This is a genomic window from Pseudomonas sp. IT-P260, from assembly GCF_949768395.1.
Lineage (GTDB): Bacteria > Pseudomonadota > Gammaproteobacteria > Pseudomonadales > Pseudomonadaceae > Aquipseudomonas > Aquipseudomonas parakoreensis.
The window spans coordinates 137,217-154,391 of sequence record NZ_CATKPO010000042.1 but is presented as its reverse complement, the minus strand read 5'-3'; the positions used below and the strand labels follow the sequence as shown (position 1 = coordinate 154,391).

15 protein-coding genes are annotated in these 17,175 nt (G+C 56.7%); 10 read left to right on the top strand and 5 right to left on the bottom strand.

Annotation, left to right across the window (positions count from 1 at the left end; translation table 11 throughout):
• The first annotated feature begins 1 nt into the window (after nt 1).
• Nucleotides 2-1,501, top strand: a complete 1,500-nt coding sequence (locus ACM6HV_RS23600; RefSeq protein ID WP_414905420.1) for an alginate O-acetyltransferase AlgX-related protein — start codon at nt 2-4, stop codon at nt 1,499-1,501.
• Nucleotides 1,502-1,529: 28 nt separating this feature from the next.
• Nucleotides 1,530-2,594 carry an NAD-dependent epimerase/dehydratase family protein gene (locus tag ACM6HV_RS23595; protein ID WP_414905419.1) on the top strand — a complete coding sequence of 355 codons (1,065 nt, stop codon included), beginning with the start codon at nt 1,530-1,532 and terminating at the stop codon, nt 2,592-2,594.
• Nucleotides 2,595-2,671: 77 nt separating this feature from the next.
• On the opposite strand, the gene ACM6HV_RS23590 is transcribed toward ACM6HV_RS23595, so the two are convergent.
• The gene (locus ACM6HV_RS23590) at nt 2,672-4,051 is read right to left on the bottom strand and encodes an FAD/NAD(P)-binding protein (protein ID WP_145594150.1); all 1,380 of its coding nucleotides are present in this window, start codon (nt 4,049-4,051) and stop codon (nt 2,672-2,674) included.
• Nucleotides 4,048-4,641, bottom strand: coding sequence for an adenylyl-sulfate kinase (gene cysC, locus ACM6HV_RS23585; RefSeq protein WP_145594148.1), 594 nt, complete (start codon nt 4,639-4,641; stop codon nt 4,048-4,050). The genes ACM6HV_RS23590 and cysC overlap by 4 nt, the downstream gene beginning before the upstream one ends.
• A gap of 370 nt (nt 4,642-5,011) precedes the next feature.
• On the opposite strand from cysC, the gene ACM6HV_RS23580 reads away from it, so the two are divergent.
• From ACM6HV_RS23580 to fabF, 4 genes are all read left to right on the top strand, one after another.
• A complete protein-coding gene (locus ACM6HV_RS23580) occupies nt 5,012-7,006 on the top strand; it encodes a nucleoside-diphosphate sugar epimerase/dehydratase (RefSeq protein WP_145594146.1) in 1,995 nt (664 codons plus the stop codon).
• 110 nt (nt 7,007-7,116) lie between these two features.
• Nucleotides 7,117-7,452, top strand: coding sequence for a ComEA family DNA-binding protein (locus ACM6HV_RS23575; RefSeq protein ID WP_086794142.1), 336 nt, complete (start codon nt 7,117-7,119; stop codon nt 7,450-7,452).
• Between the two features lie 212 nt (nt 7,453-7,664).
• Entirely contained in the window at nt 7,665-8,462 is a 798-nt protein-coding gene (locus ACM6HV_RS23570) for an SDR family NAD(P)-dependent oxidoreductase (RefSeq protein ID WP_414905418.1), read from the top strand.
• Nucleotides 8,463-8,479: 17 nt separating this feature from the next.
• Entirely contained in the window at nt 8,480-9,754 is a 1,275-nt protein-coding gene (fabF, locus tag ACM6HV_RS23565) for a beta-ketoacyl-ACP synthase II (RefSeq protein ID WP_414905417.1), read from the top strand.
• On the opposite strand, the gene ACM6HV_RS23560 is transcribed toward fabF, so the two are convergent.
• From ACM6HV_RS23560 to eat, 3 genes are all read right to left on the bottom strand, one after another.
• Nucleotides 9,751-10,308 (bottom strand): TetR/AcrR family transcriptional regulator, encoded by a 558-nt coding sequence (locus tag ACM6HV_RS23560; RefSeq protein ID WP_414905416.1) that lies wholly within the window; start codon nt 10,306-10,308, stop codon nt 9,751-9,753. The genes fabF and ACM6HV_RS23560 overlap by 4 nt on opposite strands.
• Nucleotides 10,309-10,465: 157 nt before the next feature.
• Nucleotides 10,466-10,633, bottom strand: a complete 168-nt coding sequence (locus ACM6HV_RS23555) for a DUF2897 family protein (protein WP_003226857.1) — start codon at nt 10,631-10,633, stop codon at nt 10,466-10,468.
• A gap of 220 nt (nt 10,634-10,853) precedes the next feature.
• A complete protein-coding gene (gene eat / locus ACM6HV_RS23550; RefSeq protein ID WP_007963671.1) occupies nt 10,854-12,218 on the bottom strand; it encodes an ethanolamine permease in 1,365 nt (454 codons plus the stop codon).
• Nucleotides 12,219-12,617: 399 nt separating this feature from the next.
• Between eat and kdpF the strand changes: the two genes are divergently transcribed.
• The 4 genes from kdpF to kdpC all read left to right on the top strand — a co-directional run bounded on the left by kdpF (nt 12,618) and on the right by kdpC (nt 17,155).
• Nucleotides 12,618-12,707, top strand: a complete 90-nt coding sequence (gene kdpF, locus ACM6HV_RS23545; protein ID WP_007963673.1) for a K(+)-transporting ATPase subunit F — start codon at nt 12,618-12,620, stop codon at nt 12,705-12,707.
• 8 nt (nt 12,708-12,715) lie between these two features.
• Nucleotides 12,716-14,410: a potassium-transporting ATPase subunit KdpA gene (gene kdpA, locus ACM6HV_RS23540; protein WP_414905415.1), complete on the top strand. Its 1,695-nt coding sequence runs from the start codon at nt 12,716-12,718 to the stop codon at nt 14,408-14,410.
• A gap of 10 nt (nt 14,411-14,420) precedes the next feature.
• Entirely contained in the window at nt 14,421-16,478 is a 2,058-nt protein-coding gene (kdpB, locus tag ACM6HV_RS23535; RefSeq protein WP_414905414.1) for a potassium-transporting ATPase subunit KdpB, read from the top strand.
• Nucleotides 16,479-16,609: 131 nt separating this feature from the next.
• Complete coding sequence (gene kdpC, locus ACM6HV_RS23530; RefSeq protein ID WP_414905413.1) at nt 16,610-17,155, top strand: potassium-transporting ATPase subunit KdpC; 546 nt, start codon at nt 16,610-16,612, stop codon at nt 17,153-17,155.
• The last annotated feature ends 20 nt before the right edge of the window (nt 17,156-17,175 follow it).

Here is a 17,175-nt window from a genome sequence, read left to right as displayed (position 1 = left end):
TATGAGATCAGTATTTAAGCCACGGGTCATCATTGGGTTGTTCATGCTCGCCCTGTGCGTGCCCGGTATTGCGGTGATGTTTTCTCCCCAATTCGCTCCTGCGATAAAATCCGTCATCAAGCATCCTGGTGAGTGGGCAAATCTGCGGGATGGAATTCGCAGAACCACACCGCTTTGGAACAACGCCGTCGAGGGCTATTCGAGTTTTCTTTACGCTCTTGGAACAACTAATGACAAGGCTATTGCTGTTGTGGGACGTGATGGCTGGGTTTTTCTTGGGGACTTCTTCAACAAGAACATGTCACAAGCCCTCGGCCGTCGTCACTACAATGAAGTTGAGCTGAACGCTTGGAGCGGCACAGTTGGGGGGCAAGAGCGGTGGTTGGCTCAACGCGATATACCGATGTTGTTTGTTGTTGCGCCAGCCAAGTGGTCTATTTATCCGGATAAGCTCCCTCAGTGGTCGGAAGGGCGCATTGGCACTCACATATTCGATCAGTTACTCAGTTCACAGCAGCATCTGCCATTGATTGATTTGCGACCAAGCCTGCAACAGGCTCGCTCAATTGGAGATACGTATTCCCCATTCAATAGTCATTGGACGGATTTTGGTGCTTGGGTAGGCTGGAAGGAAATCAGCAAAAAACTTGCCACCCTCAATCCGAAGTTTAACGATCTGTACGTTCCTCCAGCTGATGGTGCCGTCGTCAATCCCGATTACGGTAGTGAATTCAAGGCAATGATCAGCCTCCCGGAGCCCAATCCCTGGACAATGCCCAAGCTGGCTTCTCCCTTGCCAGAATTTGCGATCGTGGGTGATGACGGCTCAGCTCAGATCGTGCCTGGCAGTACGCACACAGGTCTATTGGATCTACCAAGAAATACCCGTAATGAATCGGCGAAAAAACGCTTGAGAGCGTTGGTATTGCGGGATTCGATGGGTGACTCGCTATCGCCATATTTGCAAGCGGCTTTTTATGAAACGATTCAGGTTCGGCATAACATTGACAATCAGTCGCTCGCTCCCAATGTTCCGGCTCTGATTGAAAAATACAAACCGGATGTTGTGCTCTACGTGATGACTGAGCGTCATCTCGATAACGTTTTGAGCGAGAGTTATTTGTGGTTATCCGCTAATAACTATGATCTTGCTGTGAGCCAGGGCGCTCCCGTCTACGTCGCGAACGAATCCCCAGCCCTGATCACGAGCGGTAATTCGGATCTGAAGGGGCCCTTCGCTCTTACGTGGGCAGATTCGTCGAAAGGGTTGCGAACTGTGCGGGTTTTCCTGAAGGCGAGAGCCTCAGGCGTACTCAAGATTAAAGGGGTGAAGGACGGGCGACCGGTGGAGTTTGCCGAACGCTACGCACAAGGAGATAATGAACTTTTTTTGAGTCTGACCTCCGAGGTTGATGGGGCTCAAGTCAGTTTTGAAAATCTGGATCCTTCTGTTCAGGTGAGCTTGGGCAAGGTTTCCATGGTTGTGCAGGACGCAAAGTAATTTTTTGAATCAAGATCAGGAGTGGTTAATGAGCAAGACATGTCTAGTTACCGGTGGCGCAGGCTTTATTGGCTGTGCTTTGTCTCCTTTGTTGGCCGGGCAATTCAGTCGAGTTGTTGCTTTCGACAATCTCCACCCTCAGGTGCATCCAAGCGCAGAGCGTCCGGCGGCACTGGATTCGCGTGTTGAGTTTGTGAAGGGCGATGTCACCTGTCCTGAGGACTGGGATCGCGTCTTGAAAGAGTTTGCGCCCGATGTTGTTATTCATTTGGCAGCAGAAACAGGTACCGGCCAATCGTTGATGGAAGCGAGCCGCCACGCTCATGTCAACGTCACCGGTACGACCCAAATGCTGGATGCGCTTGTGCGCAACAATCCGGAAGCGTTGCCTGAGCGCATCGTTCTGACTTCCAGCCGTGCCGTTTATGGTGAGGGCGCTTGGAAAGATGCCAACGGCGCAATCGTTTACCCGGGCCAGCGTTCCCGCGAGCAGCTAGAGCGTGCTGAATGGGATTTCCCTGGCCTCAAGGCTTTGCCATTTAACTCTCATACTACAACGCCTGACCCAACAAGCGTTTATGGTGCAACCAAGCTTGCTCAAGAGCATATTCTCAGCTCTTGGTGTCTTGCCCTGGGTGTGACGCCTGTAATGTTGCGTCTGCAAAACGTTTACGGCCCGGGTCAGTCGCTGATCAACTCTTATACCGGTATTGTTTCCCTGTTCGCGCGTATGGCGAAAGAAGGGAAGAGCATCCCGGTTTATGAAGATGGCGTAATTATTCGAGACTTCGTTTTTATCGACGATGTGGCCAATGCAATTTTTGCGGCGACCATCCATTCTGAAGGTACCACTAAGCCTTATGACGTAGGTTCGGGCGAAGCGACTAGCGTAGCCCAGTTGGCGGATATTATTTCTCGCTACTACAAAGCTCCTGAGCATCACATCAATGGCAAGTATCGTCATGGTGATGTGCGTCACGCTTCTTGCACCATTGACGAGACCAGAGATGTTCTGAACTGGTCGCCAAAGATTATGGTTGAAGAGGGTGTACACATCCTTTGCAAGTGGATTGATGACGGCGCTCAAGCCTAAAATCGTCTGGTATAGGAAGGGTGATCGACTGATCACCCTTTTTTCTGTGTTCCTACGTAGGTGCTAATGCCAGAGCGCTAACTTTCAAACTTCTGGCATACACTTAATGCTACCGAGCGTGCAGCTACACGCAATTCGGGAACCGCAGTAAGCTCCCAATGATCGGCTTTTAACATAGGACCGACATAGCTTAGCCAATCATTAGGCTTCCCTTGAGCATTTTTCAGATAGTAATGCTCATCTGCACAAATACCCAATCCCAAGTTGTCCGAAACTACTAATCCCTCCTTCAATAGCTCTTTGATAAGCGGGCTTTTCGTCTTTTCTGGATTGGAAGTCGGACCGGTGCAGTTCACAATCAGGTTGACTGTCAGTAATCTATTTGATGCCTTGCGTCTCTCCTTTATCACCGCAGTGACAGAGCCGTTCACTACATTCATCGAGACAATGCGTCCGGCCAGGGGGATTAGTTGGCCACGATTCAGTGCATCCTCAAATATCTGGAATGTATCCGGCGCGACCCTGTGGCGATGTACGTCCCAATAGCTTTGGAGGTGGCGCAGGAATCGGCGGCGTTCGGTGTCGGGAAGACGTCTCCAGAGCTCTGCTGTCACGGGACGAATCGATGCAATGATATCTCGCCAGTCAATCTGTTCATTCAGTCCGGTTTTTATCGCGTTTCGAACGATTTTCAGATAGCCGAGTATTGATGGCTTTGACTCAAGAAGGCGGTTACGCGTTTGCATGTGATCCGTATGTTGACCTCTCGCGACACGGTGAGGTTTCGGTAACAAGCCTCGTCGCGAAAGCATATAGACCTTGCCGGTATGCTTTGACTTCATCAGGTTGCTGATGACATCTATTGCCGTGAGCCCGCCTCCGATCAAAAGTATTGGCTGATCTTTCTGGATTTTTGAGTCAGATCGTTGCTCCCAGGGATCCTGCTGATAGTAGTGTGTTTCGCTAACAGACCCGAGGCCCGACGGGTTGCTTGGAGGAAAATGTCCGAAAGCCAATGTAACTTGATCAGCTTTGAATATCTCTCCCGAGTCTAATTCAATTGTTGCCCCTTGACCGTTAGGGGTCAACTTGACAACTTCGGCACCGATCTGAGTTGTTTTGACGCGAGGAGATGAGCGTTCAATCGCCTGATTTAGCAAGTGTTCGAGATAGTCGCCATACACTTTCCGCGAAACAAACGAGCTTGCCGTCACTTCCATGTTGCGCTCGAGGCAATATTTCAGGAAGGAATCTGGGTCGTCTGCAAGGGCGGTCATATTGCCAGCTGGCACATTTAAAAGGTGCAGGGGGCTATTGGTGCCATAAGCAAGCCCGCGAGCAATTAGTCCAGACCGGTTGATGATGAGCAGTTGAGCTTCTTGTTGTACTCGATTCAAAAACTCGATAGCAGCAACGGTTCCGCTAAAGCCTGCTCCAACAACGACGAATGTGTTCATGCTTCCAGGTTTTCTTGAAGGACAGCAAGAATGCGCTGAACAGATTTCTCGAGATCTTCTTCAAGTGTGTTAATTCTTATTTTAGGCGCTAGAGGCGCTTCATAGGCTGAATCAATTCCAGTGAAGTTCTTGATCAATCCCTGTCTTGCTTTTCCGTACAAACCTTTCGGGTCGCGTCGCTCACACTCGGTCAAAGGTGTATCGATATGGACTTCAATGAAATTTCGATCGCCTATGACATTGCGAGCCAGATCTCTGTCACGCCTGAAAGGAGAAATGAATGCTGTTATCACGATCAGTCCAGCGTCGAGAAATAGTTTTGAAACTTCTGAGATTCTTCGGATGTTTTCTTCTCGGTCTTGATCGGAGAATCCAAGATCATTACATAGACCTAGCCTGATGTTATCTCCGTCAAGAAGATAAGTGTGTCGTCCGGCTTTTAATAGTGCAAGTTCCAAGGCGTTGGCAATGGTTGATTTACCTGCGCCACTCAATCCTGTCAGCCATATAACGACCGGCCTCTGCCCTTTAAGGGCTGTTCGATTTTCAGATGTTACCACTTGAGGCGGTGAGGTAAGATTTCTGATCATGATATCTCTTTTGCAACAAATTGGTTACGAGTACTGATTTATTTGATAAGCAAACAATATGTATTACTAATATTTTCTAGAGGGCTTACATTTATTCTGAGTAGCATTTCGAATGACCTCAAGTGTAGCTGATGTCCCTGTGCGTCTCAATTTCATTTCCGTCTTTTTCGCCCTGACTTCTCTCAAAATATGACATTCTATGCATCAAAGGTTACATTTCAGTTGTCAGAGTTGCTGGATATTTGGTGAGCGAACGTCGTCGGCCGTGGTGGGCCGGTAACCAATTTGAGTTCACCTGGACTCCTGGTAGACGGTTACAATGTGAAATGCTGATCTCGGTGAAAGGAGTGGGCACTAAGCCATTATGCTAATGGATAAAATTCGATCTTTTTTGTTGGGGCTACCGCGGCGCAAGAAGCGCCTGATACAGGTCGCCACCGACGTCGTTCTTGTGTGGGGCGCGCTCTGGCTTGCGTTCATCGTTCGTCTGGGCATAGACGACATGTACAACCCTTTGAAAGTTCATTTCTGGCTCTTCGCTTGCGCACCGATCATCGCCATCCCGCTTTTTATCCGTTTTGGCATGTATCGCGCTGTCATGCGATATTTCGGCAACGATGCGCTCATCGCAATCATCAAGGCCGTAAGTCTCTCCTCGCTGTTTCTGGCTCTGGTGGTTTATTGGTATAGCAACCACGAGGCTGTAGTTCCTCGGTCTATCGTTTTCAACTATTGGTGGCTTAGTCTTGTCATCATTGGTGGTTTGCGCCTGTGCATGCGTCAATATTTTATGGGGGACTGGTTCACAGCAGCCCAACACGTACCCTTTACGTCCCGGGATGATGGTCTGACGAAGGTAGCTATTTACGGTGCCGGCGTTGCGGGTAACCAACTGGTCGCCGCGTTGCGCATGGGGCGAACCATGCGCCCTGTAGCGTTCATAGATGACGATTCCAGTATTGCCGATCGTTCAATTTCAGGTCTGCAGGTTTACAAGCCCAAGCATATTCAGCAGATGATTGACGCTACCGGGGCGCAGGAGATCCTTCTCGCGCTTCCGTCGTCGACGCGTGCTCGACGCAGGGAGATTCTGAATCTGCTCGAAGTATTCCCCCTTCATATACGCAGCGTTCCCAATTTCACGGATCTGGCTAGCGGTCGAGTAAAGGTTGAAGATATTCAGGAAGTAGACATTGCCGATCTGCTTGGACGCGATTCGGTGCCAGCACAGCCAGACCTGCTAGAGCGTTGTATCAAAGGTAAAACAGTAATGGTGACCGGTGCCGGTGGGTCAATCGGTTCGGAGTTGTGCCGACAAATCTTCTCACTGGAGCCGACGGCGCTATTGTTGTTCGAACACAGCGAATTCAACCTTTACAGCATTTTGACCGAGTTGGAGCAGCGTGGGTCTCGGCAATCGGTTTCCGTGCGGTTATTGCCGATCCTGGGCTCCATTCGTCATCAGGACAAGCTGCTTGATGTGATGAAAACCTGGAAAGTCGACACCGTCTACCATGCGGCAGCTTACAAGCATGTGCCGATGGTGGAGCACAACATTGCAGAGGGTGTCCTCAATAACGTAATCGGAACTCTCAATACAGCTCAGGCTGCGCTTCAGTCTGGGGTCTCGAATTTTGTCCTGATTTCTACAGACAAGGCAGTGCGGCCGACGAATGTCATGGGCAGCACCAAACGTCTGGCCGAGTTGATCCTCCAGGCGCTGAGCCGGGAGGTTGCCCCGGTGATGTTTGGTGACAAGGCCAACGTTTCCCGCGTCAATAAAACCCGCTTTACCATGGTTCGGTTTGGTAATGTTCTGGGTTCCTCGGGCTCAGTGATTCCGTTGTTTCACAGTCAAATCAAATCCGGTGGACCGTTGACAGTCACGCATCCCCGGATCACCCGCTATTTCATGACCATTCCCGAGGCTGCGCAACTGGTCATTCAGGCAGGCTCGATGGGGCAGGGCGGGGATGTATTTGTCCTGGACATGGGCGAGCCGGTAAAAATCGTCGAATTGGCGGAAAAAATGATTCACCTGTCTGGATTGAGCATTCGCTCTGAGCGTAATCCACAAGGAGACATCTCCATTGATTTTACGGGGCTTCGTCCGGGAGAGAAGTTATACGAAGAGTTGCTGATCGGTGACAACGTGGCAGCCACACCGCACCCGATGATCATGAGTGCCAGCGAAGATCATTTGCCGTGGGACTTGCTCAAGCTTCGTTTGACGGATTTGCTGGCTGCTGTCGAGCAGGACGATTATGCCCGCGTCCGCCAACTCCTGCGCGAAACCGTCAGCGGTTACACCCCGGACGGCGAAATCGTCGACTGGATCTACCAGCAGCGCCGCCTCGAACCCTGATTGTTTCACATCCTGTAATAGACGCATTTTTGACACCCGCCAACCATCGCCTAAGTTTGGAGAGCAGCTTCGGAAAAGCTGCTTTCTCAAACGATGATGGAGCGTCATTTATGCGTAACGGTTTTTTCTACTCCCTGGTTTTTGCTTTGCTCACCAGTGCTTCAATCGCTGTAGTCGCGGCACCTGCTGTCGTCCCGAGCACGGATAATGCAACGATGGTGAGCGATAACGTGACACTGCCGTCGAGTGAAAAGGTCGATCTCAACGGTGCCGACGCGGCCACTCTGCAAAAACAATTGGCCGGAGTTGGCGAGACAAAGGCCAAAGCGATTGTTGCGTATCGTGATGCTAATGGGCCATTCGCCTCGGTGGATGAGTTGCTGGAAGTGAAGGGCATCGGCAAGGCGATCCTCGATCGCAACCGCGACAAGCTGGAAGTGAACTAAGCTGATTATTCAACGCCAAGGGGCCGGTCATTGACCGGCCTTTCTGCTTTCCGGTGGCAGAGATGCGGCAGAGGGAGCGCCGTCGCGTTTGTCGGTGAGCTGAAAATTATAGGTATCATATTGTCTTTAGATTATGACTATAATAATTTCCGTCACCTCCAGGCAAGTGAGCCTTGGAGGCACATCTCCCAATAGGTTTCAGGAGCGCTCTCATGAGTTCAGTCCAGTCTCAAGGTACGGCCGTCGTCACTGGCGCATCGTCCGGTATCGGTGCCATCTACGCGCAGCGGCTGGCAGCGCGTGGTTTTGATTTGTTGTTGGTGGCACGGGATCAACAGCGTCTTGAAAGCGCCGCGGGCGAGTTGCGCGAAGCGCACGGTGTACAGGTCGAAGTGCTCAAAGCCGACCTGACGCAAAAGGATGATGTCCTCAAACTCCAGCAACGCCTGCGCAGTGATTCAAGCATCATGCTGTTGGTGAACAACGCCGGGGTGGCGGCCGATGGCCTGCTGGCCAACTCCGATGCCGAGCAACTGGAGCGTCTGATCCAGTTGAACGTCACCGCCGTAACGTTGCTGGCCTCGGCAGCCGCCGCCAGTTTCGCCAAGGCCGGGCGTGGCACGATCATCAACATCGCCTCGGTGGTGGCGCTGTTTCCTGAGCGCTTCAATGCCACCTACAGCGCGAGTAAAGCCTACGTGTTGAGCCTGACTCAATCGCTCAACGCCGAGCTCGAAGGTACTGGCGTGAAAGTGCAAGCGGTGCTGCCCGGGGTTACCCGTACTGAAATCTGGGAACGCTCGGGCATCGATGCCAGCGGTATTCCGGCGGAGATGGTGATGGAAGCTGGCGAGATGGTCGATGCGGCGCTGGCCGGTCTGGATCAGGGCGAGTTGATTACCATCCCGTCGTTGCCGGATGAGGGTGAATGGCAGGCCTTCGTGCGCGCGCGGCATGTCATGGCACCGAACCTGTCGCGCAGCTCCGCGGCCCAACGCTACAAAAATTGATCAGAGGTAACTGCGGTATGAGTCAGCGTCGAATTGTAGTCACCGGTATGGGCCTGGTTTCGCCTTTGGGCAGTGAAGTCGAGGTTGTCTGGCAGCGCTTGCTCGCCGGGCGCTCGGGTTTGCGCAATTTGCCGGACGCGGTGAGCGCAGATCTGCCGACCCGGGTCGCCGGGATGGTGCCAACGGCGGCGGAGGACGTCGAGGCCGGTTTCGATCCGGACCTTGCCACGCCACCCAAGGAACAGAAAAAGATGGATCGCTTCATCCTGTTCGCCATGGAAGCGGCACGCCAGGCCCTGCTACAAGCAGGATGGCAGCCGTCCGAGGCCAAGGAGCAGGAGCGTACCGCCACGATCATCGGCTCCGGTGTTGGCGGGTTCGGTGCAATAGCCGACGCCGTACGCACCACCGACAGTCGTGGCCCGCGTCGTCTGTCGCCGTTTACCATCCCATCGTTTCTGGTCAATCTGGCGGCTGGACATGTGTCGATCCAGCACGCTTTGAAAGGCCCGCTCGGCGCACCGGTGACTGCTTGTGCTGCCGGGGTGCAGGCGATTGGCGATGCTGCGCGGATGATTCGTGCCGGTGAAGCGGACATCGCGGTTTGCGGCGGAGCGGAAGCCTGCATCGATCGGGTCAGCCTGGCCGGTTTTGCCGCGGCGCGGGCGTTGTCCAGCGGTTACAACGACACCCCCGAACGTGCCTCACGACCGTTTGATAGTGGTCGCGATGGTTTCGTGATGGGCGAGGGGGCCGGGCTGCTGGTGATCGAATCGCTGGAGCATGCGCTGGCACGCGGTGCGCAGCCGTTGGCTGAGCTGGTCGGTTATGGCACCACTGCCGACGCCTATCACCTCACTGCCGGACCGGAAGATGGCAGCGGTGCGCGACGGGCGATGCAGTTGGCGTTGGCTCAGGCGGGTGTCGCGCCAGAGCAGGTGCAGCATCTCAATGCGCATGCGACTTCAACGCCGGTGGGTGATCTTGGTGAGTTGGCAGCGATCAAGGCGCTGTTCGGTACGGAGAATAAAATCGCCGTGACTTCGACCAAATCCGCCACCGGGCATTTGCTCGGCGCTGCCGGCGGACTGGAAGCGATCTTCACCTTGTTGGCCATCCGCGATCAGGTCGTCCCGCCGACGCTCAACTTCGATAATCCCGATCCGGCGAGTGCGGGTGTAGACATCGTTCATGGTCAGGCACGGTCGATGCCGATCGAGTATGCGCTGTCCAACGGTTTCGGTTTCGGCGGGGTAAACGCCAGTGTGCTGTTCAAGCGTTGGCAGGATTAGTCCTGCGATTGCTTGAGGTGGTCGCGCGTGACGTCGAGGATACGCTGGGCAAGCTCGGCGTCAGCGACACTGCGTGACAGCAAGAGCGCGCCGACCAGCGTCGACATGATGACAATGGCCCGGTCGGCACTGTTGTCGCTTTCGAGGGTGCCTTCGATTTGACTCAGTCGGGCATTGAGTACCGCATCACTGGTCGGGCTCGGCTGGCCGCGCAGACCCAGCTCTGAGGAAATGGTCAGCAGCGGGCAGCCTTCGTGCGGGGAGGTCTGATGCCATTCGGAAAGATAAGTGTCGATAAATGCCTGCAGCGGCTGTTCCTGAGCAAAGATCTCGGCGCACAGGCCATCGACTTGAGCGCTCGCCTCCTGCAAGGCTTTTTCGACCAGTTCGTCCTTGGATTTGAAGTGCGAATAAAAGCCGCCGTGGGTCAGCCCCAGTGCTTTCATCAAAGGTTGCAGGCCGGTAGCACCGATGCCGTCTTTGCGAAATCGCGCCGAGGCTTCCTTGATGATCCGCTGATGGGTTTGAGCTTTATGATCTTGCGAGTAACGCATGTGGAACTCTCCGCAACAAGACCACCATCTTAACCAAGGTAAATGAAATGGTGACTGTACTTCTACTTCTTAAAAGCGTGCGGCTGAGTCCAACATGATCCTTAAGGGATACGCTCCACAAAAAACAAACCCCGCCTGATCCGGCGGGGTTTTTCGTTCAGCGATCCTGCGCGTCCTTGATGTCCGCTTCGGCGTTGCGCTGCGCAACGCGCTTGCGTTCCTCATCGGTCAGTTCGACCTTGTTGGCGGTGTCGCGCAACATCATCAATCCGCCAACGATCGAGCCGATTGCAACGACCAGAATCAACCAGGCATACCAGGGCATAACGGCTCTCCTTAATGGCAGCTTGGCGGGCGAGGGTTCGCCAGCGATGCTGCATACCACTTATGAGCGAAATGACTTCGCAGTGGTTCCATTCTAGGCCCGATATCCAAGCCGCACCTTAATTCCCTGTAGGAGCTGCCGAAGGCTGCGATCTTTTGACTTTGCTTTTTCAAAAACAGGATCAAAAGATCGCAGCCTTCGGCAGCTCCTACATGATGCGTTATCGCCCCGTCAGCATGGCATCGGCCGGAGCGTCAGCGCGCAGTTGCCCGGTCAGCAGGAAGTAGCCGAAACCGACCGCCATGAAGCCAAGGAAGATCAGCCCGATCAGCGCATTGAACCAAGCCATAGCGATCAGGCACACCACCGCCAGCACCAGCGCGATCAGCGGGATCAACGGATAGCACGGCGCACGGAAAGTCCGCTCGAGATTGGGTTCGGATTTACGCAGTTTGAACAGGCTGAGCATGCTCATGATGTACATCACGATCGCGCCGAACACGGCCATGGTGATCATCGCTGCGGTAAGGGTCATGCCGCCGAGGTTGATCAGACCGTCGCTGTAAATCGCGGCGATGCCGATGATGCCGCCGGCGATGATCGCCCGGTGCGGGGTCTGGAAGCGCGAGAGTTTCGCCAGCGACGCCGGCAGGTAACCGGCGCGGGCGAGGGCGAAGAACTGCCGCGAGTAGCCGAGGATGATCCCGTGGAAGCTCGCCACCAGACCGAACAGGCCGATCCACACCAGCATGTGCAGCCAGCCGGAATTGTCGCCGACCACGGTCTTCATCGCTTGCGGCAGAGGGTCGTTGATGTTCGCCAGGGTGCGCCAGTCACCGACGCCGCCCGCAAAGAACATCACGCCCATCGCCAGCAACACCAGGGTCAGGATCCCGCTGATGTAGGCCTTGGGGATCGTGCGCTTCGGATCCTTGGCTTCTTCGGCAGCCATCGCCGCGCCTTCGATGGCGAGGAAAAACCAGATCGCAAATGGAATCGCGGCGAACATCCCGGCAATCGCTGGCGGCCCGAACACATCGGAGCCGGCCCAGCCGTTCAACGCAAAACTGCTGAAGCTGAACGCTGGCGCGACCACGCCCATGAACACCAGCAATTCGATCACTGCCAGCACGCAGACGATCAGTTCGAACGTTGCCGCCAGTTTCACCCCGAGGATGTTCAGGGTCATGAACACGATGTACGCGCCGACTGCTGCGTGTTTCGGGTCGAGCGCCGGAAACTGCACATTCAGATAGGCGCCAATCGCCAGGGCGATGGCCGGAGGGGCGAAGACGAATTCGATCAGCGTGGCCAGTCCGGCAATCAGTCCGCCTTTTTCACCGAAGGCTCGGCGGCTATAGGCGAACGGCCCGCCCGCATGAGGAATCGCGGTGGTCAGTTCGGTGAAGCTGAAGATGAAGCAGGTGTACATCGTGGCGACCATGAACGAGGTCACCAGAAACCCCAGTGTGCCGGCCACGCCCCAGCCGTAACTCCAGCCGAAGTACTCGCCGGAAATCACCAGCCCGACGGCGATGCCCCACAGGTGCAAGGTGCCCAGCGTGGGTTTGAGTTGTGTGTTCATGCGCATGCTCCCTGAACGGTTTGGAAAGCTCGGGGGAGGGCGTTTGCAGTGGGCGTGCCATTGCTGTGAGTCAGGTCGTAAAGCGCTGAAAGCTGTCGTATCGGGGATGTTCGCGGCTGGATGAGTGTTTTTTGTGCGCCAGTTGGGTGCGATGCTGGCAGTTATGCCGTCTTCGCGAGCAGGCTCGCTCCCACAGGGGAATGCATTTCAAAATGTGGGAGCGAGCCTGCTCGCGAAGAGGCCAGCCCATACGGCGCAAAACCTCGCTGTAACGCCAGCATAAACCCACTCTTTACGCTTTCTTTATGCCTCGCTGCACCCCTCGGTCTCGTTCCTTTACAGCCTCCTTTCCGACAATGCCTCCACACGCGGCAATACGCCGTAACACGGAGATCTTCCATGAGCGTTCTGGACGGGGTGTCCCTGCTGTTGGCAGCCGGGCTGTTCATTTATCTGTTGGTTGCGCTGTTGCGCGCGGATCGGAACTAGGAGCGGCTATGCACAGTTATGACTATTGGCTGATCCTCGCGTTTTTTGCGGTGGTCTTGCTGCCGGCGCCGTTCCTCGGGCGCTTTTACTACAAGGTGATGGAAGGTCAGCGCACCTGGCTGACACCGATTCTCGGCCCGGTCGAGCGCGGTTGCTATCGGATTGCCGGGGTTGATCCGCAAGCTGAACAGAGCTGGCAGAAGTACACGCTGGCCTTGCTGGCGTTCAATCTCGCGGGTTTCCTGCTGCTGTTCGCGATTCTGTTGTTTCAGGATTACTTGCCGCTGAACCCGCAAAACCTGCCGGGCCAGGAATGGACCCAGGCGTTCAACACCGCGGTCAGTTTCATGACCAACACCAACTGGCAGTCCTACAGCGGTGAAGCGACCCTCAGCTACCTGAGTCAGATGGTCGGCCTTACCGTGCAGAACTTCGTCAGTGCTGCCACCGGTCTGGCGGTGCTGGTTGCGCTGTGCCGTGGCATCGGTCGCAAGTCGACCAAGACCCTGGGCAACTTCTGGGTCGACATGACTCGCGCCACGCTCTACGGCCTGCTGCCGCTGTGCCTGCTGCTGGCGCTGTACCTCGTCTGGCAGGGCGTACCGCAGACCTTCGCGCAATATGTGAACGCAGTGACGATGCAGGGCGTCGATCAAGTGATCCCGCTCGGCCCGGCGGCCAGCCAGATTGCGATCAAGCAACTGGGTACCAACGGCGGTGGCTTCTTCGGTGTCAACTCGGCGCATCCGTTCGAGAACCCGACCGCGTGGAGCAACCTGTTCGAAGTCGCTTCAATCATCCTGATCCCGGTGGCGTTGGTGTTCACCTTCGGTCATTACGTGAAAGACCAGCGTCAGAGCCGGGCGATCATCGCCTGCATGCTCGCATTGTTCCTGATTGGCGGCGCGACGTCGCTGTGGGCCGAATATCAGCCTAACCCGGCGCTGAACAACGTTGCTGTGGAGCAGGCCGCGCCGCTGGAAGGCAAGGAAGCACGCTTCGGTACCACCGCCACCGTGCTGTGGTCGGTGACTACGACTGCGGCGTCGAACGGTTCGGTGAACGGCATGCACGACAGCCTCAACCCGCTCAGCGGCATGGTCGCGCTGGTCAACATGATGGTCGGCGAAGTGATCTTCGGCGGCGTCGGTGCCGGGCTTTACGGCATGTTGCTCAACGTGTTGATTGCAGTGTTCCTCGCTGGCCTGATGATTGGCCGCACCCCGGAATACCTCGGCAAGAAACTGCAGGCGCGGGAAGTGCAATTGCTGGTGGTGACCTTGCTGGTCATGCCGGTGGGCGTGCTGGTACTCGGCGCGGTCGCCGCTGCTCTGCCTGGCCCCGCTGCGACCATCAGCAACCCCGGCCCGCACGGTTTCAGCCAGTTGCTGTACGCCTACACCTCGGCCAGCGCGAACAATGGTTCGGCGTTTGGTGGCTTGAGCGCCAACACACCGTTCCACAACCTGATGCTCGGTCTGGGCATGTTGATCGGTCGCTTCGGTTACATCCTGCCGGTACTGGCCCTGGCCGGCAGCCTGGCGATGAAGAAAACCGCACCGATTGGCCAGAACAGCTTCCCGACCCACGGACCTCTGTTTGTGACGCTGCTGACCGTGACCATTTTGCTGGTGGGCGGCCTGACGTTCTTGCCGACCCTCGCATTGGGCCCAATCGCCGAACATCTGAGCATGGGCTTCTAAGGAGTCAATGATGAATATGCCCGCAATCAAACCCGCCGCCGTCAAGGCGCCGGAACAAGCGAAAACCGCGATCTCGGCCCTGTGGCGTCCGGCGCTGGTGCAAGCTTTCGTCAAGCTCGACCCGCGCCAGCTAGTGCGTTCGCCGGTGATGCTGGTGGTCGAACTGACGGCGATTTTCACCACCGTACTGTGCTTCATTCCGGACAACGTCGTGCCGACTTTCGTCGCCGCGCAGATTGCCCTGTGGCTGTGGTTCACGGTGCTGTTCGCCAACTTCGCCGAGGCCTTGGCCGAAGGTCGCGGCAAGGCCCGCGCCGACAGCCTCAAGGCCGGCAGCGAAGGCCTCAGCGCGCGGCGCAAACTGGCCAATGGCAGCTTTCAGGTGGTGCCTGCCGCCAACCTGCGCAAAGGTGATGTGGTGCGCGTCGAAGCGGGAGAGATGATCCCCGGTGACGGCGAAGTCATCGAAGGGATCGCGGCGGTCAATGAAGCGGCGATTACCGGTGAATCGGCGCCGGTGATTCGCGAGTCCGGCGGCGATCGCTCGGCGGTCACCGGCAACACGCGCCTGGTGTCCGACTGGTTGCTGGTGAAGATCACCGCCAACCCCGGTGAGTCGACCCTCGACCGCATGATCGCACTGGTCGAAGGCGCCAAACGCCAGAAGACCCCGAACGAAGTCGCGCTGGATATCCTGCTGATCGGCCTGACCCTGATCTTCCTGCTGGTGGTGGTGACCCTGCAACCGTTCGCCCACTTCGCCAACGGCAACCTGCCGCTGGTGTTTCTGGTGGCGCTGCTGGTCACGCTGATTCCGACCACCATCGGAGGCCTGTTGTCGGCCATCGGTATTGCCGGGATGGATCGTCTGGTACGGCTGAACGTGATCGCCAAGTCCGGTCGCGCCGTGGAAGCGGCCGGTGACGTCCACGTGCTGCTGCTGGACAAGACCGGCACCATCACCTTCGGCAACCGTCGTTGCAGCGCGGTGTATGCCGCGCCGGGCGTGAGTGGTCGCGAGTTGGCCGAAGGTGCGTTGTTCGCCTCGCTGGCGGACGAAACCGCCGAAGGCAAGTCCATCGTCGAATACCTGCGCGGTCTGCACCCGCAAACCGAGCCGGCGCTGGATACCTTGACTGCCGTACCGTTCAGCGCGGAAACCCGCCTGTCCGGTGTCGACTATCAGGGCCGCGTTTACCGCAAGGGCGCCGTGGATTCGCTGCTGGCCTTCCTCGGTCAACAACGCTCCGATCTGGCCCCGGCGCTGTCGCGGGAAATCGACAAGATCGCCCAGAGCGGCGGTACGCCGTTGCTGGTCTGCGCCGACGGCAAGCTGCTGGGTGCGATCCACCTCAAGGACGTGGTGAAGCCAGGCATTCGCGAGCGTTTTGCCGAGCTGCGCAAACTGGGGATTCGCACCGTGATGGTCACCGGTGACAACCCGTTGACCGCGGCGGCCATCGCGGCGGAAGCGGGCGTCGATGACGTGCTCGCCGAAGCCACCCCGGAGAAGAAACTGGCGCGTATCCGCCATGAGCAGAACGACGGCCGTCTGGTCGCCATGTGCGGCGACGGCGCCAACGACGCCCCGGCGCTGGCCCAGGCTGACGTCGGCATGGCGATGAACGACGGCACGCAAGCGGCACGTGAAGCGGCGAACATGGTCGACCTCGACAGCGACCCGACCAAGCTGCTGGACGTGGTGCAGATCGGCAAGGAGTTGCTGGTGACCCGTGGCGCGCTGACGACGTTTTCCATCGCCAACGACGTCGCCAAATACTTCGCGATTCTGCCGGCGCTGTTCGCCGCGATTTATCCGCAACTGGGCGTGCTGAACATCATGCACCTGACCAGTCCGCAGAGCGCGATCCTCTCGGCCATCGTGTTCAACGCCCTGATCATCGTGGTGCTGATTCCACTGGCATTGCGCGGCGTGCGCGTGCAGGCGGCGAGCGCCGCGGCATTGCTGCGACGCAATCTGCTGATCTACGGACTGGGCGGGATTCTGGTGCCGTTCGTGGGGATCAAGGCGATCGACATGCTGCTGACGACGCTGCATCTGGTGTGATCCCTTCGCGAGCAGGCTCGCCCCCACAGTTGCAATGCGGTCCCCTGTGGGAGCCAGCCTGCTGGCGATGAAATCGACTCGGTCCACCTGAATTAACGCGGTATCCGCTTTCTGAATTCGAGGATTTTGCAATGTCCACAATGATACGTCCGGCCCTGAGCCTGCTGGTGCTGATGACCCTGGCCACCGGCGTGGCCTATCCACTGGTGGTGACTGGCGTCGCCCAAGTCGCCTTCCCTGAACAGGCCAACGGCAGCCTGGTGCACGATGCCGAAGGCAAGGTGCGCGGCTCGTCGCTGATCGCCCAGGATTTCGTCGGTGATGCGTGGTTCCATCCACGTCCTTCGGCGGGCGCGTTTGCGACCGTGTCCAGCAGTGCCAGCAACCTCGCACCAAGCAATCCGGCACTGGCCACGCGGGTGATCGACGACGCCAACAAGTTGCAGGTGCCCGGCCAGGGACCAGTGCCCTTGGCGCTGCTGACCACCTCCGGCAGCGGCCTCGATCCGCACTTGCCACCGGCGGCAATTGCCTATCAACTGGCACGTGTCGCGCAAGCGCGCAACCTGCCGGTGGCGACCTTGCAGCAGCTGCTCGATGCGCACATCGAACAGCCGCTGGTGGGGCCGCCGGTGGTGAATGTGCTGGAATTGAACATGGCGCTGGAAAAGCTGTAATTCTGCGGCGCGGCCATTCG

What these genes read in the sequence shown, in the direction of transcription:
- kdpC (WP_414905413.1), top strand. Translation starts at nt 16,610, where the DNA reads ATGTCCACAATGATACGTCCGGCCCTGAGCCTGCTGGTGCTGATGACC.
- ACM6HV_RS23590 (WP_145594150.1), bottom strand. Translation starts at nt 4,051, where the DNA reads ATGAACACATTCGTCGTTGTTGGAGCAGGCTTTAGCGGAACCGTTGCT.
- ACM6HV_RS23580 (WP_145594146.1), top strand. Translation starts at nt 5,012, where the DNA reads ATGGATAAAATTCGATCTTTTTTGTTGGGGCTACCGCGGCGCAAGAAG.
- fabF (WP_414905417.1), top strand. Translation starts at nt 8,480, where the DNA reads ATGAGTCAGCGTCGAATTGTAGTCACCGGTATGGGCCTGGTTTCGCCT.
- ACM6HV_RS23595 (WP_414905419.1), top strand. Translation starts at nt 1,530, where the DNA reads ATGAGCAAGACATGTCTAGTTACCGGTGGCGCAGGCTTTATTGGCTGT.
- cysC (WP_145594148.1), bottom strand. Translation starts at nt 4,641, where the DNA reads ATGATCAGAAATCTTACCTCACCGCCTCAAGTGGTAACATCTGAAAAT.
- ACM6HV_RS23600 (WP_414905420.1), top strand. Translation starts at nt 2, where the DNA reads ATGAGATCAGTATTTAAGCCACGGGTCATCATTGGGTTGTTCATGCTC.
- kdpF (WP_007963673.1), top strand. Translation starts at nt 12,618, where the DNA reads ATGAGCGTTCTGGACGGGGTGTCCCTGCTGTTGGCAGCCGGGCTGTTC.
- kdpB (WP_414905414.1), top strand. Translation starts at nt 14,421, where the DNA reads ATGAATATGCCCGCAATCAAACCCGCCGCCGTCAAGGCGCCGGAACAA.
- kdpA (WP_414905415.1), top strand. Translation starts at nt 12,716, where the DNA reads ATGCACAGTTATGACTATTGGCTGATCCTCGCGTTTTTTGCGGTGGTC.
- ACM6HV_RS23560 (WP_414905416.1), bottom strand. Translation starts at nt 10,308, where the DNA reads ATGCGTTACTCGCAAGATCATAAAGCTCAAACCCATCAGCGGATCATC.
- ACM6HV_RS23570 (WP_414905418.1), top strand. Translation starts at nt 7,665, where the DNA reads ATGAGTTCAGTCCAGTCTCAAGGTACGGCCGTCGTCACTGGCGCATCG.
- ACM6HV_RS23575 (WP_086794142.1), top strand. Translation starts at nt 7,117, where the DNA reads ATGCGTAACGGTTTTTTCTACTCCCTGGTTTTTGCTTTGCTCACCAGT.
- eat (WP_007963671.1), bottom strand. Translation starts at nt 12,218, where the DNA reads ATGAACACACAACTCAAACCCACGCTGGGCACCTTGCACCTGTGGGGC.
- ACM6HV_RS23555 (WP_003226857.1), bottom strand. Translation starts at nt 10,633, where the DNA reads ATGCCCTGGTATGCCTGGTTGATTCTGGTCGTTGCAATCGGCTCGATC.